Source organism: Azospirillum sp. BE72 (assembly GCF_031455875.1).
Taxonomy (GTDB): Bacteria; Pseudomonadota; Alphaproteobacteria; order Azospirillales; family Azospirillaceae; genus Azospirillum.
In genome coordinates, this window is the sequence record NZ_JAVDTO010000001.1 from 552,482 (window position 1) to 578,238 (window position 25,757).

At 69.0% G+C, this 25,757-nt stretch carries 20 protein-coding genes; 14 read left to right on the forward strand and 6 right to left on the reverse strand.

Features of this window, described 5'->3' with window-relative positions; all coding sequences use genetic code 11:
- Window positions 1-9: 9 nt before the first annotated feature.
- Window positions 10-1,383, reverse strand: a complete 1,374-nt coding sequence (locus J2Y49_RS02725) for a PQQ-dependent sugar dehydrogenase (protein WP_310111980.1) — start codon at window positions 1,381-1,383, stop codon at window positions 10-12.
- A 272-nt stretch (window positions 1,384-1,655) separates the two neighbouring features.
- Here J2Y49_RS02725 and J2Y49_RS02730 point away from each other — a divergent pair, with 272 nt between their 5' ends.
- From J2Y49_RS02730 to J2Y49_RS02755, 6 genes are all read left to right on the forward strand, one after another.
- On the forward strand, window positions 1,656-5,537 hold the full coding sequence (locus J2Y49_RS02730) for a response regulator (protein WP_310111983.1): 3,882 nt from the start codon (window positions 1,656-1,658) through the stop codon (window positions 5,535-5,537).
- 8 nt (window positions 5,538-5,545) lie between these two features.
- The gene (locus J2Y49_RS02735; RefSeq protein WP_310111985.1) at window positions 5,546-6,463 is read left to right on the forward strand and encodes a PleD family two-component system response regulator; all 918 of its coding nucleotides are present in this window, start codon (window positions 5,546-5,548) and stop codon (window positions 6,461-6,463) included.
- A complete protein-coding gene (locus J2Y49_RS02740) occupies window positions 6,460-7,635 on the forward strand; it encodes a molybdopterin-binding protein (protein ID WP_310111988.1) in 1,176 nt (391 codons plus the stop codon). Before J2Y49_RS02735 ends, J2Y49_RS02740 begins: the two co-directional genes overlap by 4 nt.
- Before the next feature lie 24 nt (window positions 7,636-7,659).
- Window positions 7,660-9,636 carry a molybdopterin biosynthesis protein gene (locus J2Y49_RS02745; RefSeq protein ID WP_310111991.1) on the forward strand — a complete coding sequence of 659 codons (1,977 nt, stop codon included), beginning with the start codon at window positions 7,660-7,662 and terminating at the stop codon, window positions 9,634-9,636.
- A 249-nt stretch (window positions 9,637-9,885) separates the two neighbouring features.
- On the forward strand, window positions 9,886-10,461 hold the full coding sequence (locus J2Y49_RS02750) for a sigma-70 family RNA polymerase sigma factor (RefSeq protein ID WP_310111993.1): 576 nt from the start codon (window positions 9,886-9,888) through the stop codon (window positions 10,459-10,461).
- Between the two features lie 10 nt (window positions 10,462-10,471).
- On the forward strand, window positions 10,472-11,158 hold the full coding sequence (locus tag J2Y49_RS02755; RefSeq protein WP_310111996.1) for a ChrR family anti-sigma-E factor: 687 nt from the start codon (window positions 10,472-10,474) through the stop codon (window positions 11,156-11,158).
- Between the two features lie 26 nt (window positions 11,159-11,184).
- On the opposite strand, the gene mtgA is transcribed toward J2Y49_RS02755, so the two are convergent.
- Window positions 11,185-11,859: a monofunctional biosynthetic peptidoglycan transglycosylase gene (gene mtgA / locus J2Y49_RS02760; RefSeq protein WP_310111999.1), complete on the reverse strand. Its 675-nt coding sequence runs from the start codon at window positions 11,857-11,859 to the stop codon at window positions 11,185-11,187.
- A 112-nt stretch (window positions 11,860-11,971) separates the two neighbouring features.
- Here mtgA and J2Y49_RS02765 point away from each other — a divergent pair, with 112 nt between their 5' ends.
- Window positions 11,972-14,737, forward strand: a complete 2,766-nt coding sequence (locus J2Y49_RS02765) for an ATP-dependent DNA helicase (protein ID WP_310112002.1) — start codon at window positions 11,972-11,974, stop codon at window positions 14,735-14,737.
- A 20-nt stretch (window positions 14,738-14,757) separates the two neighbouring features.
- Here J2Y49_RS02765 and J2Y49_RS02770 read toward each other — a convergent pair whose 3' ends face one another.
- From J2Y49_RS02770 to J2Y49_RS02780, 3 genes are all read right to left on the reverse strand, one after another.
- Window positions 14,758-15,237 (reverse strand): hypothetical protein, encoded by a 480-nt coding sequence (locus tag J2Y49_RS02770; protein WP_310112004.1) that lies wholly within the window; start codon window positions 15,235-15,237, stop codon window positions 14,758-14,760.
- A gap of 144 nt (window positions 15,238-15,381) precedes the next feature.
- The gene (locus tag J2Y49_RS02775) at window positions 15,382-15,939 is read right to left on the reverse strand and encodes a hypothetical protein (protein ID WP_310112006.1); all 558 of its coding nucleotides are present in this window, start codon (window positions 15,937-15,939) and stop codon (window positions 15,382-15,384) included.
- 143 nt (window positions 15,940-16,082) lie between these two features.
- A complete protein-coding gene (locus J2Y49_RS02780; RefSeq protein WP_310112009.1) occupies window positions 16,083-17,030 on the reverse strand; it encodes an AEC family transporter in 948 nt (315 codons plus the stop codon).
- Window positions 17,031-17,203: 173 nt separating this feature from the next.
- Here J2Y49_RS02780 and J2Y49_RS02785 point away from each other — a divergent pair, with 173 nt between their 5' ends.
- The 7 genes from J2Y49_RS02785 (at window position 17,204) to J2Y49_RS02815 (ending at window position 25,089) form a co-directional block, all read left to right on the forward strand.
- Window positions 17,204-17,629 carry a tellurite resistance TerB family protein gene (locus J2Y49_RS02785; RefSeq protein ID WP_310112012.1) on the forward strand — a complete coding sequence of 142 codons (426 nt, stop codon included), beginning with the start codon at window positions 17,204-17,206 and terminating at the stop codon, window positions 17,627-17,629.
- A 65-nt stretch (window positions 17,630-17,694) separates the two neighbouring features.
- Window positions 17,695-18,582, forward strand: a complete 888-nt coding sequence (locus J2Y49_RS02790; protein WP_310112015.1) for an NAD(P)-dependent oxidoreductase — start codon at window positions 17,695-17,697, stop codon at window positions 18,580-18,582.
- 123 nt (window positions 18,583-18,705) lie between these two features.
- Entirely contained in the window at window positions 18,706-20,376 is a 1,671-nt protein-coding gene (locus J2Y49_RS02795; RefSeq protein WP_310112018.1) for a methyl-accepting chemotaxis protein, read from the forward strand.
- A gap of 184 nt (window positions 20,377-20,560) precedes the next feature.
- Entirely contained in the window at window positions 20,561-22,162 is a 1,602-nt protein-coding gene (gene cimA, locus J2Y49_RS02800; protein WP_310112021.1) for a citramalate synthase, read from the forward strand.
- Between the two features lie 150 nt (window positions 22,163-22,312).
- Window positions 22,313-22,780, forward strand: coding sequence for a preQ0 transporter (locus J2Y49_RS02805; RefSeq protein WP_149222314.1), 468 nt, complete (start codon window positions 22,313-22,315; stop codon window positions 22,778-22,780).
- Between the two features lie 123 nt (window positions 22,781-22,903).
- Complete coding sequence (locus J2Y49_RS02810; protein ID WP_310112025.1) at window positions 22,904-23,440, forward strand: flagellar basal body-associated FliL family protein; 537 nt, start codon at window positions 22,904-22,906, stop codon at window positions 23,438-23,440.
- A gap of 278 nt (window positions 23,441-23,718) precedes the next feature.
- On the forward strand, window positions 23,719-25,089 hold the full coding sequence (locus tag J2Y49_RS02815) for a DEAD/DEAH box helicase (RefSeq protein WP_310112028.1): 1,371 nt from the start codon (window positions 23,719-23,721) through the stop codon (window positions 25,087-25,089).
- Window positions 25,090-25,195: 106 nt separating this feature from the next.
- Here J2Y49_RS02815 and J2Y49_RS02820 read toward each other — a convergent pair whose 3' ends face one another.
- Window positions 25,196-25,720 (reverse strand): pyridoxamine 5'-phosphate oxidase family protein, encoded by a 525-nt coding sequence (locus J2Y49_RS02820; protein WP_310112031.1) that lies wholly within the window; start codon window positions 25,718-25,720, stop codon window positions 25,196-25,198.
- Between the last annotated feature and the right edge of the window lie 37 nt (window positions 25,721-25,757).

Here is a 25,757-nt window from a genome sequence, read left to right on the forward strand (position 1 = left end):
GCGGCGCGGTCAGGGCTTGGCGGCCGGTTCCGGCTCCCGGTCCGCCGCGGCATAGGCCACCCGCCAGACCGTGCCGGACACGTCCTCGGCGATCAGCAGGGCGCCGTCCGCGGCGACCGCCAGCCCGCTCGGCCGGCCCCAGACCCGCGGGGTCTCGTCGCCGTCCGACCGGCTGTCGATGCGAAAGCCGGTGACGAAGGTCTCGTAAGTGCCGGTCGGGCGGTTCTTGTCGAAGGGGGCGGTGTCGAAGGGCACGAAAGCGATGGCGTATCCGGTGGGGCGGGACCGGTTCCACGAGCCGCGCAGAGCCACGAAGGCGCCCATGCGGTAGCGTTCCGGGAAATGGGTGGCATCGCCGAAGACCAGCCCGATCGGCGCGGAATGGGCCTGGAACAGCAGCCCCGGCACCAGCGCCGCCTTGACAAGATCGGGCCGCCGCCCCGCCAGGTCTGGCTGCGGGTTGGCGCCGATGTAGGAATAGGGCCAGCCATAGAAGCCGCCGGGGGTCACCGCGGTCAGGAAATCGGGGACCAGCTGGTCGCCCAGCCCGTCGCGCTCGTTCACCACGGCATAGAGGTTGCCGGTGCCCGGCTTGAAGGCGAGGCCGACGGGGTTGCGCAGCCCTCCGGCGAACATGCGCTGGCCGCTGCCGTCGATGCGGAATTCCTGGATGGTGGCGCGCGGTTCCGGCTCCACCCCGATGTTCCCCTCCGACCCGATGCCGACGTAGAAATGCCGGCCGTCCGGCGCCACCACGACGGAGCGGGTGTTGTGGCCGCCGCGCTTGCCGAAGGCGCCCTCCGGGGTCAGCCGCCGCCGCTCCCCCGCCTGTGCGGTCCCAGCCGTCCAGGGCAGCCGCCACACCCCGTTCAGGTCGCCGACCAGCACCGCACCGTCATGGAAGGCGAGGCCGAAGGGATGATCGAAGCCCTCCGCCCAGACCTGGGCCATCTCCGCGTGGCCATCGCCGTCGCCGTCGCGCAGCAGGGTCAGGGTGCCCGGCCGCTGCTGGGCCACCAGCACGTCGCCGTTGGGCAGGACCAGCAGGTTGCGGGCATTCTCCACCCCATCGCGGAACAGGGTGACGGTAAAGCCCCGCGGCGCCCGCAGCGGCTGGTCGCCGGGCCGCGGCACCAGCACGGCCTCGTTGGCGACGGCGGGCGTGGCATAGGGCTTGGGCAGCGTTTCCATCCGCACATGCACCTCGGCGCCGACCGTCTGCATAGGGTCCGTCCGCACCGGCCCCGTCATCGCCCCCTGCGCCTGCGCCGGCACGACCGGGGTGGTGCAGACCGCCAGAGCCAGCAGGCCGGCGCCCAACAGGGTGGCGCCCAACAGATTGGCTGGGAGGAACTTGGCTGGGACGAGGCGGCGGTCGGCCATCGATCGGGCACTTTCAACGGGGCGGGGGCGGAAACGGGCGGCATGACAAATATGGGGCACGATGCCGCCGGCCGCGCGCAAAGGCAGGCGGTGCAAGGGGGGCTGTACCGTCGGGGTCCCCCGCAAGCGCCGGATGTCCCCATCGTCACCGTTGCGCACATCAAGTTGCTTGCGGTCACGGAGCGCACCAGACCATACTCCGACCGATGTAGGCGGAAAGGCTGGCGGTGGGCGCCGGCCGACGGCAGCGGTGCGGCGACGGTTCGGCAATGATGGACAGAAACGCGATCGACGCTGCGGCTCTTGCCCTGTCGCCCACCCGCACCCGTCTGCTGCTTGCCGCCGCCTTTTCGCTGATCGCATTGCTGGGCATCGGTTTCTGGGGCTATGTGGTCTGGGCCGACCGGACGGAGACCTTGCGCCATGCGCAGGAGCAGGCGCAGGCGTCGGCGCGGCTCATGCAGGAGCATGTGCGCCGGACGGTCGCGACCGCGGACCTCGCCATCCGGCGGACCCAGGACCTCATAAGCCGATACGGCATGCCGGGGCTGGACACCAACCGCGAGGCATGGATCACCGTCCGTGACATGGTGGACAATCTGCCGGAGATCGCGGCCCTGTGGGTCCATGGTCCCACCGGTGACAATGTGCTGTCCAGCCGCCAGTTTCCGGTGCCGCGCGGCAACGTCGCCGACCGAACCTATTTCCAGGTCCATCGCGACGGCGCCGAATTCCATGTCGGCGAGCGGATCACCGGCAGGATGACCGGCATCCAATCCTTCACGGTTACTCGGCCGGTCCTGCAGGACGGCCGCTTCCTGGGGGTCGCCCACGCCAACATCGACCTTGATTACTACCAACAGCTGTACGAGAGCCTGGATCTCGGCGCCGGTTCGGCGGTCGCGGTCTACCGCACCGACGGCAAGCCGGTGCTGCGCTTCCCCGACAGCGAACCGCTGGACGGGCCGGACGGCAGGATCGTGCTGCGCCATGCCGTCGATGCCGCCACCGAGACCTTCGAGGTTGAAGGGCCCGTGCCGGGAGAACTGCGCATCCTGTCCTATCAGCGGGTGCCGACCCTGCCGCTGGTCGTCTTCGTCGCCCTGTCGGAGCGGACGGAACTGGCGGCGTGGCGGGAGCGGGCGGTCCGTGGCGGCATCCTGGTCGGGCTGGCGGTGCTGGCCTGCGCCGGGCTGGCCTATGGTGCCCTGCGCAGCCTGGAGCGCGAGGTGGCCGGCCGCCGCCGGCTGGCCGACACCAATGCCGAACTCGACGCCAAGAAGCGGGAGCTGGAATCCGCCAACGAGGCCTTCGTCAGCGCCAACCGCCGCCTCAACCTGATCCTGCACTCCGCATCCGACAGCATCTGCGGCGTCGACCGCGAGGGGCGGATCACCTTCGCCAACCCCGCCACCTCGGTGCTGACCGGCTATGACAACGAGGAACTTCTGGGCGGCAATCTGCATGCGCTGATCCATTCCCGCCGCGCCGACGGCTCTTCCTTCCCGGCGCTGGAGTGCCCGGTGACCGCGGTGCTGCTGAGCGGGGAAAGCCGGCGCGGGCTGGAGGACACCTACTGGACCAAGGCCGGGAAGCCCTTCCTGGTGGAATACACCGCATCGCCCATGCTGGCCGACGGCAAGGTGGAGGGGGCGGTGGTGGTCTTTCACGAGATCGCCGAGCGCAAGCGGGCGGAGGCGGCGATGCAGCGCGCCCGGCTGGCGGCGGAGGCGGCGAGCCGCGCCAAGAGCGAGTTCCTGGCCAACATGAGCCACGAGATCCGCACGCCGATGAACGCGATCCTCGGGCTGATCCACCTGATCCAGCAGACGGAGCTGACCGACCGGCAGGCGGACTACGTGCACAAGGTGCGGGTGTCGGCACAGTCGCTTCTGGGCATCCTGAACGACATCCTCGACTTCTCCAAGGTGGAGGCCGGCAAGCTGGAACTGGAGCGGGTCGATTTCCGCCTGGACGACCTGCTGCAGACGCTGGCGGTGATCGTCGGCTCCGCCGCGCAGGAAAAGGATATCGACGTCCTGTTCTCCGTGGCGCCGGACGTGCCGCTTGACCTGATCGGCGATCCGCTGCGCCTGCAGCAGATCCTGATCAACCTCGCCGGAAACGCCATCAAGTTCACCGAGGCCGGCGAGGTGGTGGTGGCGGTCAAGGTCCGCTCGCTGTCCAACGACCGCGCCGTGCTGGACTTCGCCGTGCGCGACACCGGCATCGGCATCGCGCCGGAGCAGCGCGACCGGCTGTTCCAGGCCTTCAGCCAGGGCGACAGTTCCACCACCCGGCGCTTCGGCGGCACCGGGCTGGGGCTGGCCATCTGCGCGCGGCTGGTCCGGCTGATGAACGGCGCCATGGAGGTGGAGAGCGAGCCCGGCAAGGGCAGCGTCTTCCGCTTCCATGCCGAGTTCGGGCTTCATGCCGGGAGCGGGGCTGCATTCGGGATCGCGGCCGGACGGCTGCCGCGTCAGGTTCCACGCGACCTGACGGTTCTGGTGGTGGACGACAACGCCACCGCGCGCGAGGTGCTGAGCGAGATCGCCGCCGCCTTCGGCTGGGCGGTGACCGCCTGCGCCGATGGACAGGCCGCCATCGACGAGCTGGAGCGGGCGGCGGCGGCCGGCGACCCCTATGACGTCGTGCTGATGGACTGGAAGATGCCGGGGATGGACGGGATCGAGGCGGCGCGCCGCATCCGCGCCGATGCCCGCGCCGGCACCCCGATGATCATCGTCATCAGCGGTTATGGCCGCGACCGGCTGGGCGCCCGTTTCGAGGAGACCGGAGCCGCCGGATTCCTGGTGAAGCCGGTCACCGCCTCCACCCTGCTCGACGCCGTCACCGTCGCCTATGCCCGGACGGAGCCGCCCGGCGAGGGGGTCCGCCTGCCCGCCGCCATTCCGGCCCCGGCTTTTCCCACGCTTCGATCCGAAGCGGCGGGCGGCGTGCGTGCGGATGGCGGGCTTTCCGGGGCGGCCTGGGATGCCAGCCGGGCGCTGTACGGCCGCCGGCTGCTGCTGGCCGACGACAATGCCATCAGCCAGCAGGTGGCGCGCGAGATCCTGGAGCGGGCGGGGGCGGCCGTCACCGTGGCCGCCACCGGGCGGCAGGCGGTGGACTGCGTGCGCGCGGCCGCCCAGCCCTTCGATGCCGTGCTGCTGGACGTGCAGATGCCGGACATGGACGGGTTCGCGGCGACCGCGGCGATCCGTGCGCTGCCGGTCGGGCGGGATCTGCCGATCATCGCGATGACCGCCAGCGCCTTGCCCGCCGACCGTCAGCGCTGCCTGGACAACGGAATGGACGCCCATGTGCCGAAGCCGCTCGACCTGCCGCAGCTGTTCGCCACGCTGGCCCGCTGGATCGGGCCGCCGCTGGTGGCGATCCGGCCCAGCACGCCCTGCGCCCCCGGACCGATCCCCTCGCGCGGCCAGACCATGCTGACCGCCGCGGCCTCTCCCGGCATCGCCATGGCGTCCGTGGCGGTGTCGGACCGCTTGGCAGGGGACCTGCCGAGCGACCTGCCGGGAATCGATCTGGCCGACGCGCTCAACCGGCTCGGCGACGATGCCGGGCTGTTCCGCCGCTTCGTCGGCCAGTTCGCGTCAGGCTACGGCGATGTCGCCGACCGGATTTCGGCGGCATTGGGCTCCGGCGACCTGACGACCGCCAAGGGCATCGCGCATGAACTGAAGAGCGTCGCCGGCAATGTCGGCGCCGTGCGCCTGTCCGCTGCCGCCGATGCGGTGCAGATCGCCGCGCAGCAGGGCGATGCCGCCGTGGCCGCCGCCCAGCTGCCGGTGCTGCACGCCGAACTGGCCCTGGTGCTGGAGAGCGCTGTCCTGCTGGCGGCGACAGCCTACGGTCCTGGAAGCCCGGCAGGCGCCGGCAACCCCGGCCGGTCGGCGGAAAGCCGTAAGGAGTTGGCGGAGCGACTGCCGCAGTTCGCAATATTGTTACATGACAGCAACTTCGCAGCAGCGGAAGAGTTCGCTATGCTGGCACCGTTGCTGACGGATTCGGTCGACCCCTCGACGATCAAGGGGTTGTCCGCCGCCATCGACGGTCTGGATTTCATCAAGGCGCTTGGGATCGTGCAGCGGATCGCGCGGGACCTCGGCCTTTCATTGCCGACGGTCTGAACGCGCCCATGGCCGAACCCCGCCCGAAGATATTGGTGGTGGACGATATCCCGTCCAACGTCCATGTGCTCAGCCGCATCCTGAAGGGCGACTACGACATCTATTTCGCCACCGACGGCGAAAAGGCGCTGGATCTGGTCCAGGCGCGGATGCCCGACCTTGTGCTGCTGGACATCATGATGCCGGGGATGGACGGCTTCGAGGTGTGCCGCCGCATCAAGGCCGACCCGGCCACCCACGATATTCCCGTCATCTTCATCTCCGCCAAGAGCGAGGTGGAGGACGAGACCCGCGGGCTGGAGGTCGGGGCCATCGACTTCATCACCAAGCCGATCAGCCCGCCCATCGTGAAGGCGCGTGTGCGCAACCACCTGCTGCTGAAACGCCAGACCGACCTGCTGCGCAGCCTGTCCTTCCTGGACGGGCTGACCGGCATCGCCAACCGCCGCCGCTTCGACGATGCGATGACCCGCGAATGGCGGCGCTGCGCCCGCTCGCACCTGCCGCTGTCGCTCATCATCCTCGATGTCGACCATTTCAAGGCCTACAACGACCAGTACGGCCATCAGGCCGGCGACGAATGTCTGCGCGTGGTGGCCGAGGTGCTGGCGGATCGGGCGAGGCGGCCGAGCGACCTCGTCGCCCGCTATGGCGGGGAGGAGTTCGTCTGCCTGCTGCCGGAGACCGATGGGCCCGGCGCCACCCGTGTCGCCGAGGGATTCCGGGCCGGCGTGGCGGAACGGCGCATCCCGCACGCCCAGTCGCCCGTCGCCCCTTTCGTCACCATCAGCCTCGGCGTCGCCACCGTGATCCCGTCAGCCGACGGCAGTCCGGAACGATTGGCTGAGATGGCCGACCAGCTGCTCTATCGTGCCAAGCGCGCCGGCCGCAACCGCGTGCAGGACGCAGCGGTGCCGGCGCTGTGACCGCCCCGCCGTTCAATGATGTCCGCGGCCGCGGCTTCTCCCGTCGGTCGACGCTGGAAGCCGCCTGGAGCTGGATCGACGGCCGGGTCGCCCCGCCGTCCGCCCGGCCTTTCCCGCTGGCGGATTGCGCCGGACTGGTGCTGGCGGAGGCGGTCGTGGCGGCTGGAGACTGGCCGCCGTCCGACCGGGCCGCGGCGGACGGCTATGCCGTGGCGGCCGCCGAAACCCTGGGTGCCGGCTCCTACAATCCGGTGCCGCTGATGGGCGCGGTTGCGGTGGTGGCCGGCGATCCGCTGCCGCCGGGCTGCGACTCGGTGATCCCGTATGAATCGGTGCAGGCCGCCGGCCCCTTCGTCGAGGCGGTCGATGCCGTGGCTCCCGGCAGCGGGGTGGAGCGCCGGGGCGCCTGGATGGCGGATGGGAGCCCGCTGCTGCCGGCCGGCCGGCGCCTGCGCCCCGCCGATCTCGGCCTGCTCGCCGCCGCCGGGCACCGCGTCCTGCCGGTCCTGCCGGCTTCGCGGGTGCGCATCCTTCTGGCCGGCGGTCCCAAGGCCGGCGCGCCGGAGCAGTTGGGGGACATGCTGGCCGCGTTGGTCCGGCGCGACGGCGGCGATGTCGAGGCGGTCGTCCCGCTGCCCGCCGACATGGACGCGCTGGCTGACGCCTTCACCCGGCCCGGCGCCGACCTGATCCTGTCGGCCGGACGCACCGGCAGCGGCCCGGACGATGTGGCGCCGCCCGCCCTGGCGAAGGCCGGCAGCCTGGACCTTCACGGCATCGCCATGCGGCCTGGCGGCAGCGCCGGGTTGGGACGTGCCGCCGGCGTTCCCGTGCTGCTGCTGCCGGGCGAGCCGATGGCGGCGCTGGCGGCTTACGAACTGCTGGCCGGACGCGCGGTGCGGCGTGCCGCCGGCTTGCCCTCCGGGCTGCCCCATGCCACCGTTCGGGCGGTGACCGCGCGCAAGCTGGTTTCGGAGATCGGCTGTGTCGACCTGCACCGGGTCCGGCTGGACGACGGGGGCAGGGTGGAGCCGGTGGGTTCGCCCGGCTGGCCGGGATTGGCGGCTGCGGCGCGGGCCGACGGCTTCGTCCTGATCGGGGCGGACAGCGAAGGCGTGCCGGACGGTGCCCAAGTCACCATGTATGATTTCACCATGTATCGTTTCGCCTGATTCTTCTCTGCAAGGGTTTGCCGCGTGCACAGTTCCGACCGCAGCCGCGAGGACATCCGCCGTTTCGTCGCCCAGGCCGCCCGCCAGGACCAGTTCCTCGAGGTGGTGAGCGGGGAGGAGGCGCGCGCCCGTTTCCACCGCCATCTCGACCTCGCCCCGCGGGGGGAGGAGCGGGTGCCGCTGTCGGCATCTCTCGGCCGCGTGCTGTCCGCCGACGTGGTGGCGGAGGTGGACGTGCCCGGCTTCGACCGGTCGGTGGTGGACGGCTTCGCCGTGCGCGCCGCCGACACGGTGGGCGCTGCGGAGGACAACCCGGTCGCCCTGCGTCTGAACGACGAGGTGCTGGCCGCCGGCCACGCCCCCGAACTGACGGTGGAGCCCGGCACCGCCACGGTGATCGCCACCGGCGGCATGCTGCCCCGCGGCGCCGACGCCGTGGTGATGGTGGAGACGACGGAGGCGGTGGAGCGGCCGGACGGCCTGTTCGTCACGCTGACCCGGCCCGCCACCCCCGGTGCCTTCGCCGCCGCCGCCGGCTCCGACATCGGCCGGGGCGAGGTGGTGCTGCGCCGGGGGCAGTCGCTGACCTCGCGCGAGATCGGCGTGCTCGCCGCCATCGGGCTGGCCGAGGTCGCGGTGGTGCGCCGGCCGCGCGTCGCCATCCTGTCCACCGGCGACGAGATCGTGGCGCCCGGCCAGCCGATCCGCACCGGGGCGGTCTATGACAGCAACGGCGCCATCCTGGCGGCCGCGGTGGCGGAATTGGGGGCCGAGCCGGTGCCGCTGGGCATCGCCCCGGACGAGGACGCGGCGCTGGAACGGCTGGTCGCGAAGGGGCTGGAGTGCGATGCGCTGCTGCTGTCGGGCGGCACCTCGAAGGGGGCGGGCGACCGCTCCCACCGCATCGTGGCGCAGCTGAACGACCCCGGCATCGTCGCCCATGGCGTGGCGCTGAAACCCGGCAAGCCGCTGTGCCTCGCGGTGACCGGCGGCAAGCCGGTGGTGATCCTGCCGGGCTTCCCGACCTCCGCCATGTTCACCTTCCACAGCTTCGTCGCGCCGGTGATCCGCGCCATGGCCGGCCTGCCGCCCGCGACGGCGGAGGAGGTGCCGGCCACCCTGCCGGTGCGGCTGGGGTCGGAACGCGGGCGCACCGAATATGTCATGGTCTCGCTAGTCCATGGTGCCGATGGGGACGCGCTGGCGGCCTATCCGCTGTCGAAGGGATCGGGTGCCGTCACCGCCTTCAGCCATGCCGACGGCTTCCTCGCCATCGACGCCCAGGCCGAGGCGGTGGAGGCGGGGACGCCGGTGTCGGTCCAGCTGCTCGGCCGGTCGGTGACGCCGGCCGACCTGATCGTGGTGGGCAGCCAGTGCATCGGCCTCAACGCCGTGCTCGGCGGCCTGATCGGGGAGGGGATGACGGTGAAGGCGCTGAATGTCGGCTCGATGGGCGGGCTGGCGGCGGCGCGGCGGGGGGAGTGCGACATCGCACCGGTCCATCTGATGGATCCCGCCACCGGCACCTACAACACGCCCTTCCTGGCGCCGGGGCTGGAGCTGGTCGCCGGCTACCGCCGGATGCAGGGCATCGTCTTCCGCCGCGGCGACCCGCGCTTCGAGGGCCGGACGGCGGCCGAGGCGGTGGCGGCGGTCGCCGGTCTGCCCGACTGCATCCTGATCAACCGCAATGCCGGCAGCGGCACCCGCATCCTGACCGACCGGCTGCTGGGGCCGGCGCGGCCGACCGGCTATTGGACGCAGGCCAAGTCGCACAATGCCGTCGCCGTCGCGGTGGCGCAGAATCGCGCCGACTGGGGTGTTGCCATCGGGACGGCTGCGACCCTGTACGGGCTGGGCTTCCTGCCGCTGCAGGAGGAGCATTACGACTTCATCGTCCCCGCCGCCCGCCGCGACCGTCCGGCAGTCCGCCGCTTCGTCGAGGCGCTGGAGACGCCGAAGGTGGCGGAGGCCCTGCGTGCCATGGGGTTCATCCGATAGAGGCAGACCGATCCTTCCGTCAAATCCGAACAAAATGCCGGAGGTCGGGATTTTTGGTGATCCGACGGCTGGGCGGTTGCGTACCGAGGATCACGATGCGACATACAGCCCGGCTTGACGGCCAAGCGCGTGGGGGATCGGTGCAGGAGACCTGAAAGGGGGGCCCGGAAAGGGGAGGGTGTCGCGAATTCCGGGAATGGGTGCCATCCCCGGCTTGTGCGGCGGCCGATGTTCCCCTTGAATGGGTCCATGCAGGACCAGCACACCCCCGCGGCCGACATGGCCCCCAGTCTGGAAGACCTGCTCGTCGCCGTCGGGCGCGAGCGGGACCGTCAGGCGTTCGGGGTCCTGTTCGGCCACTTCGCGCCACGGCTGAAGACGTATCTGCGCCGGTTGGGATGCGATTCCGCCGCCGCGGAAGAACTTGTTCAGGAGGTCATGCTGTTGGTCTGGCGTCGTGCCGAAACCTATGATCCGATCCACGCCTCGGCCGGCACCTGGGTGTTCACCATCGCGCGCAACAAGCGAATCGACGTGTTGCGCCGCGAACAGCGGCCGGAGATCGACCCCGACGATCCGGCGCTGGTCCCCGAACCCCAGGAGGCCGCCGATCGCCGGATCGAGGTGAAGGAGAGCAGCGGCCGCCTGCGCGCCGCGCTGAAGGACCTGCCGCCCGAACAGGCCGAACTGTTGCGCATGGCCTATTTCGAGGACAAGCCGCACAGCGTCATCTCCGCGGAGCACGGCATCCCGTTGGGCACGGTGAAATCGCGGCTGCGTCTGGCGATGGAGCGCCTGCGCCGGTCGCTCAGGGATGTGGGATGAGGCATTTCCGATGATTCGGCCGAGCCACCATCCGGGCGATACCTTGCTGATCGACTATGCCGGCGGCGCCCTGTGCGAAGGCGCCTCGCTGGCCGTGGCGACCCATCTGGCCTTCTGCCCCGCCTGCCGTCACGAGGTGGCGGAAATGGAGGCGATCGGCGGCGCCCTGCTCGACGAGTTGGAGCCGGAACCGCTGTCCAACGGCTGCCTGGAAGCGCTGATGGCCCGCCTGGACCACGAGCGGCCGGCGCCTTGCCGTCCCGCTCCCCGTGATGCCGCTCCGAAGCCGCCGGCCGAGCAGTCGCGCTATCCGGAGCCGCTGCGCAGCTATCTGCGCGGCCGTCTCGACCGCGATGGCCGGATCGGGGAGGGCGGTTGGCGCTTCCTGCAGCCGGGCATGCGCTGCATGGATCTGCTGTCAGGTCCGAACGGGACGACCCGGCTGATCCGCATGAAGGGCGGCGTCGGCGTGCCCACGCACACCCATGGCGGCATCGAGTTGACCGTGGTGCTGGAAGGTGGCTTCTCCGACGAGTTCGGCGCCTTCCTGCCCGGCGACCTCGCCATCGGCGACCCGTCGCTGGTCCACCGGCCGGTGTCCGACCCGGAGGGCTGCCTGTGCCTCGCCACCACCATCGGCGGACTGAGGCTGACCGGTCCGGTGGGGCGGCTGTTCAACCGCTTCATCAAGTTCTGAAGCGGGGACCGGCCCGAGGGCTGGCGCTACCGCGCGCAGTCGGCCAACCCGTCCCGGCGCACCACCGCCATCCGCCGCTCGATCACCCCCGCCCGCCGGGCGACATAGGGGCCGGGGCGGGTGGGCGACCAGTTGCGCGGGCTGGGCAGCACCACGGCCAGCAGCGCCGCCTCGCGCCGGGTCAGCGCCGCGGCGGACTTGCCGAAATGATGCCGTGCCGCGGCCTCCGCGCCATAGACGCCGTCGTCCCACTCCACGATGTTCAGATAGACCTCAAGGATGCGGCGCTTGGTCCACAGCCCTTCGATCAGAAGGGTGAACCAGGCCTCCGCCCCCTTGCGGGTCCAGCTGCGGTCGGGCCAGAGGAAGGCGTTCTTGGCGGTCTGCTGGCTGATGGTGCTGCCGCCGCGCAGGCGCTTGCCCTCCTCGTTGTCCTCGAAGGCGCCCTCGATGGCGGCCCAGTCGAAGCCGCCATGGCCGCAGAAATTGCTGTCCTCCGACGCGATCACCGCCTCCACCAGCGAGGGCGAGATGCGCTCCAGCGGTTCCCAGTCGCGCGACAGGCCGGAGCCGCCCAGCGCCCGGATCAGCATCAGCGGCGTCGCCGGTGGCGGCACGATCCGGTAGAGCGCGGCCCACAGGATGGTGAAGGCCAGCAGCCCCGCCACCCCGATCGACGCCCAGCGCAGCAGCTTCCGCATAAAGTCCCGTCTCCGCTCGGCTCCCCCGGACTTCCCTCAATGGGGGTGAAGCGGCGGCCCGTCAACATCCGGCGCTCGCTTTGCAGCACGCCGCCGCCATATAGTGCCGCCGATGGACCTGACCGCCGATCCCACCCCCCTTCACAGCCTGGACGACGCGCCCGCCATGGTGGCCGGCGCGCGCCGCGTCGTGTCGCTGACGCTCGACGGCGAGGTGGAGGAACTGTCGCTGGCCGCCGCCGCATCGAAGGTGCGCCGCCAGCCGCCGCTGGTCTGCCATGCCCGCGCGTTTGCCCGCCGGTTGGGGATCGACGGCTTCCCGGCCTTCGACGTGCTGGAACTGTTCGCCTTCGTCCATCCCGCCCGCTTCTGCGTCCCCACCCCGCGCGGCATCGCCGAGGCGCTCGACCTGCCCACCCCCGACGGCCACGAGGCGGAGGCGCTGGCCCTGCAGCGCGCGGTGCGCCGGCTGCTGGGCGACCTTGGGGCTGCCGGACGGGAGGAGTCCTCCGACCCCGTCGCCTTCGCCTGGGAGATGGGGCGCGCCGGCTGGCCGTGGGCGCCCGCGGTGCTGGCCGCGCTCGGCAAGCCGGACGGGCCGGAGAAGGGCGCCGCCCGCTCGGGCCTGCGCGTCTGGACCTGCATCAAGGAGTGGGAGGAGGGTGCTCCCCCGCCGCCGCCCGCCCAGAACCCGGTCGATCCCGATGAGGCACGCCGCCGCCTCGCCGCCATGCTGTCGGCCAACGTGCTGGGCAAGGTGGCGGAGCCGCGGCCGCAGCAGGCCGATTATTCCAGCGCGGTGTCCGCCGCCTTCGCCCCGCGCCAGCTGCCCGACACGCCCAATGTCGTCTTGGCGGAGGCCGGGACCGGCGTCGGCAAGACGCTGGGCTATCTGGCGCCGGCCACGGTCTGGGCGGAGAAGAATGGCGGGACGGTGTGGATTTCCACCTACACCCGCAACCTCCAGCACCAGATCGACGGGGAACTGGACCGGCTCTATGCCGACCCGGCGACCAAGGCGCGCAAGGTGGTGCTGCGCAAAGGGCGCGAGAACTACCTGTGCCTGCTGAACCTGGAAGAGGCGGTGCGCGCCATGCCCTTCCAGCCGCACAACGCCATCGGCGTCGGGCTGATGGCGCGCTGGGCGGCGGCGACGCGCGACGGCGACATGACCGGCGGCGACTTCCCCGGCTGGCTGGTCGACATCGCCGGGCGCGGCCCGACCATGGGGCTGGCCGACCGCCGCGGCGAATGCATCTATTCCGCCTGCGACCATTACGCCCGCTGCTACATCGAGAAGAGCGTGCGCCGGGCACGGCGCGCCGACATCGTCATCGCCAACCACGCGCTGGTGATGGTGCAGGCGGCGCTTGGCGGCGGCGAGGAACCGACCCTGCCCAGCCGCTATGTCTTTGACGAGGGGCACCATGTCTTCGACGCCGCCGACAGCGCCTTCGCCGGCCACCTGACCTGCCGCGAGACGCAGGAGCTGCGGCGCTGGCTGCTGGGCGCCGAGGAAACCGGACGCAGCCGCGCCCGCGGCCTGAAGCGCCGGCTGGAGGACATCGTCGCCGGCGACGAGGAAGCCCTTCGCCACCTCGACGACATCCTGATGGGCGCCCGCGTCCTGCCCGGCGACGGCTGGTCGGCGCGTCTGGCCGCCGACAACCCACAGGGGCCGACCGAGCGCTTCCTGCTGCTGGCCCGCCAGCAGGTCTATGCCCGCACGGCCGGGCAGGGCGGTCCCTACAGCCTGGAGGCCGACAAGGCCTATCCGGTGGACGGTCTGCTGGAGGCGGCGGCGGAACTGGAGCAGGCGCTGGTCCGCCTGTCCGAACCGGTGGAGGCGCTGGCCCGCCGGCTGGCGCAGCGGCTTGAGGACGAGAGCGCCGAACTGGATTCCGACCAACGCCGCCGCATCGATGCGCTGTCGCGCAGCCTGCACCGCCGCGGCACCCTGACGGTGGAGGCATGGCGCGCCATGCTGCGCACCCTGCCGACCGAGACGCCGTCGCACTTCGTCGACTGGTTCGCGGTGGAGCGGATCGACGGCCGCGACGTCGATGTCGGGCTGTACCGCCACTGGGTCGATCCGACGGTTCCCTTCGCCGAGGCCTTGGCCGGTCCGGCCCACGGGCTGGTGGTGACCTCCGCCACGCTGACCGACGGCACCGGCGACGTCGGGCAGGATTGGCGCGCCGCGGAGGACCGCTGCGGCGCCAGCCATCTGCCGGCCCCGGCGATCCGCGCCCAGGTCCCGTCGCCCTTCGACTACCCGAACCGCACCCGCGTCTTCGTGGTGAACGATGTGCGCAAGGACGACCTCGGGCAGGTCTCGGCGGCCTACAAGTCGCTGTTCCTGGCGGCGGGCGGCGGCGGGCTCGGCCTGTTCACCGCGATCAGCCGGCTGCGCGCCGTGCGCGACCGCATCGCCGAGCCGCTGGATCAGGTCGGCATCCCGCTCTACGCCCAGCATGTCGATCCATTGGACGTGTCCACCCTGATCGACATCTTCCGCAACGAGGAGCATGCCTGCCTGCTCGGCACCGACGCGGTGCGCGACGGGGTGGACGTGCCGGGCCGCTCGCTCCGCCTGATCGTCTTCGACCGCGTTCCCTGGCCGCGTCCCGACATCCTCCACCGTGCCCGCCGCGAGGCCTTCGGCCGCCGCCGCTACGAGGACATGATAACGCGGCTGCGCCTGAAGCAGGCCTTCGGCCGTCTGGTCCGCCGCGCCGACGACACCGGCGTCTTCGTCCTGCTCGACTCCATGATGCCGAGCCGGCTGGCCGGTGCCTTCCCGGAAGGGGTGGAGATGCGGCGTGTGGGGCTGAAGCAGGCGGTGGAGGAGACGGCTGAGTTCCTGCGGGGGTGGTGAGGCTATATAGACGCCGATATTTACGTTTTATTCTTTTTTATTGTGACAGTTTTTTGCGTCGCATCTTGCTGTGAAATCAGGAAAGGTCCGGTCCGCCAGGAATCGCTCTCTGTTCTTATCAAGAACAAATATTTCCCTGGCGGAATATCAGAGGAAACCTTTATGTCGAACACAATGGAACTTCCAGGTTGCTGTTGCAACAATTGTTCTGGCACCTGAATAGTCTGAACGCTAAAAGGTTTTCTTTCATCCCGCTGCGTTACTCCAGAATCTTTTCTTTTGTAGAAATCAGAGTATCTGTACAACTCCGCAATGATTTTATCTTTATCTTTTGAGTTATCGGCAGAAATCATTTCTACAGCGAAACCGTTTCCTTCATTTCGGGGGAGTTGAAGCGCTTGAACGATATCCGCGTTGATGAGGCGCGCCCCCTCATTTGTCGAGCACCCAGAAACTGCGGCAAGGGAAGCAATCAAAATCGCTTGAATCGCTTTATTCATTCCAGCACCTCTGCAACCACATTATTAACTCATAGATCCGCTTACCAGCCTTCGACAGGAACAAATACCATCTCATGCCGCGAGAAAAAACTTCGTATATTGCTCCTGTCCCCGGCCACTAAAAGAACTATCGTCGCTAAAGCCTCACAATTCTATCAGATAGATCTGAGAGTTTGTCGGATCATACTTCTGAATAGCGGTTATGTATTGAAATGCATAAGTCCCTCTTGGGATATCTCTGCTTGCCGTCGTGACGAGAGTTTGCCTCTCTTCCGGCATAATTGTAATTCTTTCTGTTTTAGACTGAATTGGCTCAAACGCGGATTCGAAATAATTGGCTCCCCCACCGTTCTGCAACCTAGCAAGGTGCGCGTCCGCCCCCAAACTAGAGTAATAGAAGTTTGTTTTGATCACACCGGAAGACTGACTCTGCGTCGGATTTGTAAATCCTGCAGCAGCAACCTCGGTTTTCCCATTCTTAAAACCCAAAAGTTCTCGAAAACTTGTTAGGGTTGCAACAACAAAAGCGCTCGCAGTATCTACAACTTTCGTAAAGTCTGCTTGAGAACATCCAACTAAGGAAATGGGAGCAACTGAGACAGCCGCAGCCCCAATAAGAATTTGTCGACGTCCCATTGCCAATCCACTTTTCTGGCCGGGTTTCACTGCCGAGGTGACGACCTCCAATTGGAATAAAGTCATTTGTATTCTCCTGGGCATTCGTATGAATTTCAAACCCCATAGAATATGGCAAAGCTCAGCAAATTCTGGCAAGACTTAAATTGTCAACAAATATTAACTCTTATCTGAAAGCAAAGAGTAGAATTAGCATTCATAAGTAACCATCACCCCCCAGGCGCATACACCGCCAGCAGTGCCGACAGGGTCACCACGCTGAACACCGTGGACACCAGGATGGCTGAGGACGTGCGCTCGACATAGGTCTGGTACTGGGTCGCCACCACGAAGGTCAGGGCGCCGGTCGGCAGTGCCGCCAGGATCACGGCGCTGCCGGTCCAGAAGGGGTCCATCGGGAACAGGGTCTGCGTCAGCACCCAGGCCAGCGCCGGATGCACCAGCAGCTTCAGCGCGCTGATCCACCCGGCCTCCGCCAGCCCGGCGGTCAGTCGCTGCGAGGCCAGGAACAGGCCGATGGCAAACAGGGCGCAGGGGCCGGCGGGGGCGCCCATCAGTTCGCAGAAGGTGGCGATCGGCTTGGGCACCGCCACGCCGGGCAGCAGCGCCGACCAGGCGAGGCCGGCGGCGGTGGACAGGATCAGCGGGTTCTTCGCCAGCGCCCGCCCGACGTCGCGCAGCGCCTTGCCCATCCCGTTGCCGTGGCTGTTGGCGAACTCCATCCAGACCACGGCGATGCCGACCATGATGGCGCTCATGATGACGGTCGCCAGGATGGTGGGGGCCAGATGGTCCGGGCCGAAGGCGGCGAGGAACAGCGGGATGCCCATGTAGCCGGTGTTGGAGAAGGCGGCGTTCAGCCCCTGCATGCACTGGATCTGCGTGCGCTCCCGCCGCAGCAGCCGGCCGATGACCGCCCCCAGCGCATAGACCAGCAGCATCGATCCCAGAAAGGCGCCGATGAAGGGGCCGTTGAAGATCTCCGGGATCGACCGCCGCGCCGTGCCCAGGAACAGAACCGGCGGCAGCGCCATCCAGTAGACGAACTTGTTGAGCGCTTCCGACGAAGCCGCACCCAGCAGCTTCGACTTTCCGGACAGGAAACCGGCCAGGATGATGGCGAATACGGGAAAAGCGACATTGAGGACGACGTTCATGATGCGCGACAATAGGGGGAGCCAACCGTCGCGTCGAGCGACCGACCCCTCCGCCCCGAGCATGGCACCCTTGACGCCGCACAAGCGGCATCGGACGCCGGGCTTGACGCGGCTGGAGCGGCGTTCGAGATTGCCGCCCGGACACGCGACCGCTCCCCGAGGGAGACCGCCTCATGAGAAAGCCGACAGACGCAATGATCGACCACCACAGCGCCCTCATCTACGTCATGGTCCTGGTATCCGCCTGCGACGGCGACATGACCGACGCGGAACTGGAGGCCATCGGCGAGAATGTGCGCTACCTGCCGATCTTCAAGGATTACAGCGGCGATCAGGTGATGGCCGCCACCCGCGAATGCACCGCCATGCTGTCCGACAATGACGGGCTGGACACCGTGCTGACCATCGTCGAGCAGGCGCTGCCGGCCAAGCTGCGCGAGACCGCCTATGCGGTCGCCTGCGACATCGCCGCCGCCGATCCCAAGGCCTCGCAGGAGGAACTGCGCATGCTGGAGCTGATCCGGCACCGGCTGGGGGTGGACCGGCTGTGCGCCGCCGCCATCGAACGCGGCGCCCGCGCCCGCCACATGCGCCTGTGATCCTGCCGGCCTTCTCCTGAAAGCCCGGAATTTTACCGGCCCGGAATTTTATCGAAAGCCTGGACATGAGCGAAGAGACCACCCGCCCCGACCTCTCCGGCCAGCGCATCGGCTTCATCGGGCTCGGCCTGATGGGCAAGCCGATGGTCCGCGCCCTGGCCCGCGCCGGTGCGGAGCCGGTGGTGACCAGCCGCAGCCCCGGCCCGGTCGCCGAACTGGCGGCGGAGGGCATGATCGCCGCCACTGGTCCGGCCGCGGTCGCCGGACAGGCCGGGACCATCATACTGATGCTGACCGATACGGCGGCGGTGGAGACGGTGGCCGAGGCGCTGCTGCCGGTCCTGCGCCCGGGTCATCTGGTGATCGACATGGGCACCACCGCCGTCGCCGCCACCCGGGCGCTCGCCGAGCGGGCCGCCGCCGCCGGCGCCGACTGGCTCGACGCCCCCGTTTCCGGCGGCACGGTGGCGGCGGAGGCTGCGACCCTGACCATCATGGCCGGCGGTTCCGACGCCGCCTTCGCCCGCGCACTGCCTGTGCTGCAGGCGATGGGCCGCCGCATCACCCATGTCGGGGCCAGCGGCGCCGGACAGATCGCCAAGTCCGCCAATCAGGTCATCGTCGCCCTGACCATCGGCGCGGTGGCGGAGGCGCTGGCCCTGGCGCGTGCGGCCGGCGCCGATCCGGCGAAGGTGCGGGACGCCATCCGCGGCGGCTTCGCCGAATCCCGCATCCTCGACCTGCATGGCGGCCGCATGGTCAGCGGCGATTTCACGCCGGGCGGCCGCGTCACCACCCAGGTCAAGGATCTGCGCCAGGCGGAGGAACTGGCCCAGCAGTCCGGCATCGACCTTCCGACGTTGGGCCTGTCGCTGGAACTGTTCGAGATGCTGGTCGAACAGGGAGACGGCGCGCTGGACCATTCCGCGCTCTACCGCCTGTTTGCACGCTGAAAGGCTCCTCCCATCCCCGACTATGGGTGTATGCGTCAACACCTCGCATTGCCTTAAGCAATAGTCCTGATCCATACCGGTCTGCGGTGTTGCAGTTCTGTGACGCCGCGGCGGGGGATGGCAATGTCGTTGCGCATGATTCTGGTTGGGGTTCTCGCGTCGCTCGGCCTGATGCTGGGCTTCGAGGCGTTGAACGGCATCACCACGCTGGAAACCGCCAATGGGCGGATGAAGTCGGTCTATGAGGACCGGGTGGTGCCGCTGCGGGACCTGAAGATCGTCTCCGACGCCTATGCGGTGATGATCGTCGACACCTCGCACAAGGTCCGCGGAGGGGCGATGCCCTGGACCGACGGCGCCGCTTCCGTGCGCAAGGCCCTGACCACGGTGCGTGAGCGCTGGCAGGCCTACACCTCCACCTCGCTGACGGCGGAAGAGTCCCGGATGGTGGCGGAGACGCGGGCGGCGATGGAACGGGCCGACGCCGGCGTCGCCACGCTGCTGCGCGTTCTGGATGGCGGCGACAAGGCGGGGCTGGAAGCCTTCGTCGCTCGCGACCTGTACCCTACCATCGACCCGGTTACGGAGCATGTCAGCGGCTTGATCGACCTTCAGGTCCGCGTCGCCGGCAACGACTTCGCCGACTCCCAGCTGTCCTACGAGCGCGAGCGCCGCGGCTCCTGGATGCTGCTTGCCGGCGCGGCCCTGCTGCTGGCGGCCGGAATCGCCATCGTGATCCGCCGGGTGATCGCACCGCTGACGGCGATGACCGCCGCCATGGCCCGGCTGGCCGGTGGCGACGTGACCGTGACGGTTCCCGCGACCGACCGCGGCGACGAGATCGGCCGGATGGCCCGCGCCGTGGCCGTGTTCAAGGACAATGCCATCGAAAAGCAGCGCATGGAGGCGGAGCAGGATCGGCAGAAACAGGCCATGGAGGCCGACCGGCGCCGCATGATGGCCGAACTGGCCGACCGGTTCGAACAGGCGGTTCGCGGCGTGGTCGCCCAGGTCAGCGGCGCCGCCGGGCAACTGACCGCCAACGCGCGGTCGTTGTCGACGCTGGCGGAGCAGAGCCGCTCGCAGGCCGCGGCGGTGGCGGGTGCCAGCGAGCAGACCTCCGCCAACGTGCAGACCGTCGCCGCCTCGGCCGAGGAAATGGCCGCCTCCATCGGGGAGATCACCCGGCAGGTCAGCGACACGGCGGCCGTCGCGCGCCACGCCGCCGAACGGGCCGGCCGCACCGATGCCACCATCCGCCAGCTGGCCGACCATGCCAAGGCCATCGGCGACGTCGTGCAGCTGATCAACGCCATCGCCGCGCAGACCAACCTGCTGGCGCTGAACGCCACCATCGAAGCGGCGCGCGCCGGCGAGGCCGGCAAGGGGTTTGCGGTGGTGGCCGGCGAAGTGAAGAACCTCGCCAACCAGACGGCCAAGGCGACCGAGGAGATCGCGAGCCAGATCGGCAGCATGCAGGGCGTGACCGGCGAAGCGGTGGACGCGATCACCGAGATCGGCCGGACCATCGACGACATCAACCGCATCGCCGCCTCCGTCGCCGCGTCGATCGACCAGCAGGATGCCGCCGCGCGCGAGATCGCCCGCAACGTCCAGCAAGCCGCGGTGGGAACGGAAGAGATTTCCTCCAACATCGTGGTGGTGCGTCAGGCGGCCGACGACACCGGCAGCGCCGCCCGCGACGTGCTTGGTGCGGCCGATATCTTGTCCGCCGACGCCGACCGGCTGTCGACGGAGGTGGAGCGTTTCATCCGGCAGGTGCGGACCGCGTGACCGGCCATTCCGCTCCGGCCGGCCTGTTCCGGCCGCCAATCCCTTCCGTTGCGGCAAAGGGGCGGTTTTCGCAAGTTTCTTCTCAAAACGGTTGAGCGCAGGCGCCGCATCGTCCATTCTCCCGGCTTTCCACGGGGCGGCGGACCTTCTGCCGTTCCACCGGCTTAAGACGGGTCAGGCGGCGATGACGGGCGAACGCATCTATCTTTACGACACCACGCTGCGCGATGGGGCGCAGACCCAGGACGTGGATTTCTCGGTCGCCGACAAGATTGCGATTGCCAAGGACCTCGACCGGCTGGGCATCGACTATGTCGAAGGCGGCTGGCCGGGCGCCAACCCGACCGACGACCAGTTTTTCGCCGAGGCGCCGGAGCTGACCCGCGCCACCTTCACCGCGTTCGGCATGACCCGCCGCCCCGGCCGCAGCGCCGCCAACGACCCGCAGTTGGCCGCGCTGGCGCAGTCGCGTGCCAAGGCGGTCTGCATGGTCGGCAAGACCTGGGACTTCCATGTCGATGTCGCGCTGAACATCCCGCGCGAGGAGAACCTCGACCTGATCCGCGACAGCATCGCCGCCCTCCATGCCGCCAAAGGCGAGGCGCTGTTCGATGCCGAGCATTTCTTCGACGGCTACAAGCGCAACCCGGCCTATGCCGTCTCCTGCATCAAGGCGGCGTACGAGGCCGGCGCGCGCTGGATCGTGCTGTGCGATACCAACGGCGGCACCCTGCCGCACGAGATCGACGCCATCGTGCGCGAGGTGGTGGAGACGCACGGCATCCCCGGCGACCGGCTGGGCATCCACTGCCACAACGATACCGAGAATGCGGTCGCCAATTCGCTGGCCGCGGTGCGGGCCGGCGCGCGGATGGTCCAGGGCACCATCAACGGGCTGGGCGAGCGTTGCGGCAACGCCAACCTCGTCTCGCTGATCCCGACGCTGATGCTGAAGCTGGGCTACGAGACCGGCATCCGGCGCGAGGACCTGCATCTTCTGACCCAGCTGAGCCGCGCCTTCGACGACCGGCTGAACCGCGCGCCCAACCGCCATGCGCCCTATGTCGGCGCCAGCGCCTTCGCCCATAAGGGCGGGCTGCATGTCTCGGCGGTGGAGAAGGACCCGTCCTCCTACGAGCATGTCGCTCCGGAGGCCATAGGCAACCGCCGCCAGATCGTCATGTCCGACCAGGCCGGCCGCTCCAACCTGATCGTGCGGCTGCGCGACATCGGCATGGCGGTGGACGCGAAGGACGACCGGCTGGCCGGCCTGCTCGATCTGGTGAAGCAGCGCGACAGCGACGGCTACGCCTACGATACGGCGGAGGCCAGCTTCGAGTTGCTGGTCCGGCGCGAGTTGGGCGAGGTGCCGCGCTTCTTCGAGCTTCTGCGCTTCCACGTCACCGACGAGCGCCGCTACAACGCGGTCGGCAAGCTGGTGGTGGAATCGGAGGCGGTGGTGCGCGTTCGCGTCGGCGACGCCATCCGGCTGGAGGTGGCGGACGGCAACGGCCCGGTCCACGCCTTGGACGTGGCCATGCGCAAGGCGCTGGAGCCGGTCTATCCGGCGCTGGCCCATGTCAGCCTGTCCGACTACCGCGTCCGCATCCTGGCCGCCAAGGAGGGCACCGGCGCCATGCCGCGCGTGCTGATCCGTAGCGCGCGGACCGATGGCAGCGAATGGTCGACGCTGGGCGTGTCCACCAACATCATCGAGGCCTCGATGGAAGCGCTGGTGGACAGCTACACCTACGCCCTGATGAAGAGCGAGGCGAAGCCGGTATGAGGGCCGGTGCGAGGGGGGCCACGCGGCACCTTCCCACCACGGCGATGTTCTGATAGCAACGGCGGTTTCGGGGCGCTCGCATTCACGCGGGGACTGCTCCGGTCACCGGCGCCCGTATTGCCGCGGGTCCGCTCTCGGAGGATCAACGCCATGCTCTGGCTCGCCGCCTATATCGGCAGCATTCTTGCCATCAACTTCGCCTTCAGCCTGTTTCCGCACCTGGATCTGGTCTGGTCCTGCTGGGCCGGGCTGATCTTCATCCTGCGCGACATGGTCCAGGTGCGCTTCGGCCATTGGGCGCTCGCCGCCATGCTGGGCGGCACCGTGCTGTCCTATCTGTTGACCGATCCCTTCGTCGCCACCGCCAGCGTCGTCGCCTTCGCGGTGTCGGAGATGATCGACTGGGCGGTCTTCACCATCACCCGCCGGCCCTTGCGCGACCGTCTGTGGATCAGCGCCGCCCTGTCGGTGCCGGTCGACACCGCCATCTTCTTCGGCATGCTGGACATCTGGGACCCCACCGTGTGGGCCGCCAGCCTCGCGTCGAAGCTGCTGGGTGTGTCGGCGGTGTGGCTGCTGATGCGCGCGCGGGAAGGGCGGATGGCCGTAGCGGCCTGAGCGCCGACCGGAGGACTCAAGTGGGGGCGTCCGCTCCAGGGCGGCGTCCCCACCTCCACCGAATCTTAACCGCGGCGGCGGTAGACTCCTCCATGCCCCTGTCCGGCCCGGAGGAGGCCGACCATGGCCACGCATCGCACGCTGCACGGAACGCCGTACCCGGCCCCACCCCCCGATCCGCTGGGGCGGGATGCGCGGGATGCGCTCGCCGCGCACAATGCGCCCCATTCCGAACCGGCCCATCCGACCCGCACGCTGATCGTCGTCCTGATCGCGCTATTGACCCTGGCGGGGCTGGCCTATGGCGGCGGCATCGCGGTGGACCGCATCGTGGAACAGCGGCGGATCGAGGCGCGCATGGGGCCGAAGCCCAGTCTTGCGCAGTTGCCGGCGATCGAGGTTCCGCTCGGTGGCCTGCGCGCGGTGGAGATGCAGGTCTCGCTGGTGCTGGCGCCGAAGGTGGAGGCCGAGCGCGTCCTGCGTTACCAGGACCGCATCGCCGACCGGCTGTTCCAGACCGTCAGCCAGGCCGGCGCCGAAGCGCTGACCGGCACCGGTTCCGCCGCCTTTCTGAAACAAAGCATCAGGGACGCCGTGAACCGCGAAGCCGGGACCGGCCTGATCCGCGACGTCTACATCGAACGCATGGTCGTCAAGTGAACGACGCGGGGCTCGTTTGGCGATGCCCCTTGTCTTGTGCGGCGCAATAGCTTATGTAGGGCGTCTTGATCGCTGGAGGCTCGCGCGTCTCTTGAGCGAGACGCGCTGTGATTGCGCAACGGCGAACGCCTCCAAGGTTCTGGGGCGCACTGGCCGCTGCATCGGATAGACGCCTCTCCCTCTATCGACCTCCTCCCGGCGAGTCCGCCGGTATGTCCCACGCCCGCCATCGGGGCGCGCGGGGCCGTGCCGTGTTGCTTTGAGAAGGTTGTTACGACTTGACGTTTTCCGAACTCGGCCTGCACCCGCTCGTCCTGAAGGCCCTTGAGGCGTTCGAATACACCGTTCCCACCCCGGTCCAGCTCGCCGCCATTCCGCCGGCGCTTCAGGGCCGCGATATCCTCGCCACCGCCGAGACCGGCACCGGCAAGACCGCCGCCTTCATGCTGCCGGCGCTGACCCGCACCGCCGAACTGCCGCTGAACGGCGCCGCCACCCCGCGCGTGCTGGTTCTGGCCCCGACCCGCGAGCTGGCCAAGCAGGTCACCGACGCCGCCCGCAAATACGCGAAGTTCATGAAGCTGAACATCGTGGACGTGGTCGGCGGCATGCCCTACCGCGAGCAGCTGCGCCTGCTGTCGCGCCCGGTCGACGTTCTCGTCTGCACTCCGGGCCGCCTGCTTGACCATGTCGGCCGCCGCCGCATCGCGCTGGACGAGGTCGAGGTGCTGATCCTCGACGAGGCCGACCGCATGCTGGACATGGGCTTCCTCGACGATGTCGAGACCATTGCCAAGTGCTGCCCGCCGACGCGCCAGACCCTGCTGTTCACCGCCACGCTGGACCGCCGCATGGCGCAGCTGGCCGGCAACCTGCTCCGCAACCCGGAGCGCGTGGCCGTCGAGAGCCAGGCGACCGCGATCAACGTCGAGCAGCGTCTGCACCATGCCGACGACATGGACCACAAGCGCCGCCTGCTGCAGCATTTCGCCGCCCAGGAAGAGGTCGGCAAGGCGATCATCTTCGCCGCCACCAAGCGTGATGCCGACACGCTGGCCGAGGAGCTGAGCGCCGCCGGCCATGCCGCCGCCGCCCTGCACGGCGACATGGACCAGACCAAGCGCAACCGCACGCTCCAGCGTCTGCGCACCGGTCAGGTCCGCCTGCTGGTCGCCACCGACGTCGCCGCCCGCGGTATCGACGTGCGCGACATCACCCACGTCATCAACTTCGACCTGCCGCGCTCGGCGGAGGACTATGTCCACCGCATCGGCCGTACCGGCCGCGCCGGCGCCTCGGGCATCGCTGTGTCCTTCGCCTCCCGTGCCGACCGCGAGACCCTGGTCCGCATCGAGCGCTACACGAAGGCGACGCTTGAGGTGCATGTGGTGCCCGGCCTGGAGCCGACGCGCCCCTTCACCACCGGCGGCGCCGGTCGTCCGCCGGCCCGCAACGGCCGTCCGGGTGGCGGCGCCGGCAAGCCGTGGCACCGCAACGGCGAGTCCAAGGGTCCGCACGCCCCGCGCGGCCCGCGTCCGGACTATGCCCGCAACGACAACCACCGCGGCGATGCCCGCCCGGACCACGCCCATGCCCGCCGTGAAGCCCACGGCAACGGCAAGCCGGCGGCCCGTGCGAAGAGCTGGTAAGCAGCGTCCCTGACGCTTCTGAACCTCGAATGAAAACGCCCCCCTGTCGGCCTCGCGGTCGGCAGGGGGGCGTTTTCATTTCAGTCTGGCCCGGTGGGACGCTTCTTTACTGAAACGCGATCTTCGCATTGTCGCCAGGATCGGGCGACTGGCCGGTCAGCTTCGCCTTCACATAGCCATAGGCGTAGACCATGGTGCTCGACGGGCTGTCCCAATATTCGGCCTGATCGACCGACACCTTCAGCAGGGCGACCTCCGGGTCGTCCGGACCCTGGGGGAACCAGGTGCTCATGATGTCGCGCCACAGGAAGCGGATCTTGTCGCGATCGCGCACCACCTCGGCGATGCCGGATACGGAGACGTAATCCTGCTTGTCCGGGTTGGAGTAGGCGAGGTTGACGCGCCAATGGCGGTCGATCTCCGCCACCTTTTCGGAATGGGCGCGGGTGAAGAACCATAGGGTGCCGTCTTCGAACCCCGCGTGGGACAAAGTCGCCATCGGACGGGAGTTCAGCCGGCCGTTGTCGTCCAGCGTCGTCATCATCGCGACCTGGACGCCCTTCATCATCTCCCAGAGCTTCTTGACTTCACCCTGGTCAGGGCTGTGGCCGGCGGTGGTGCTATGGACCATGGTCTGCCTCTCGTTCGGTAGCCCAGCGGAGACAGGG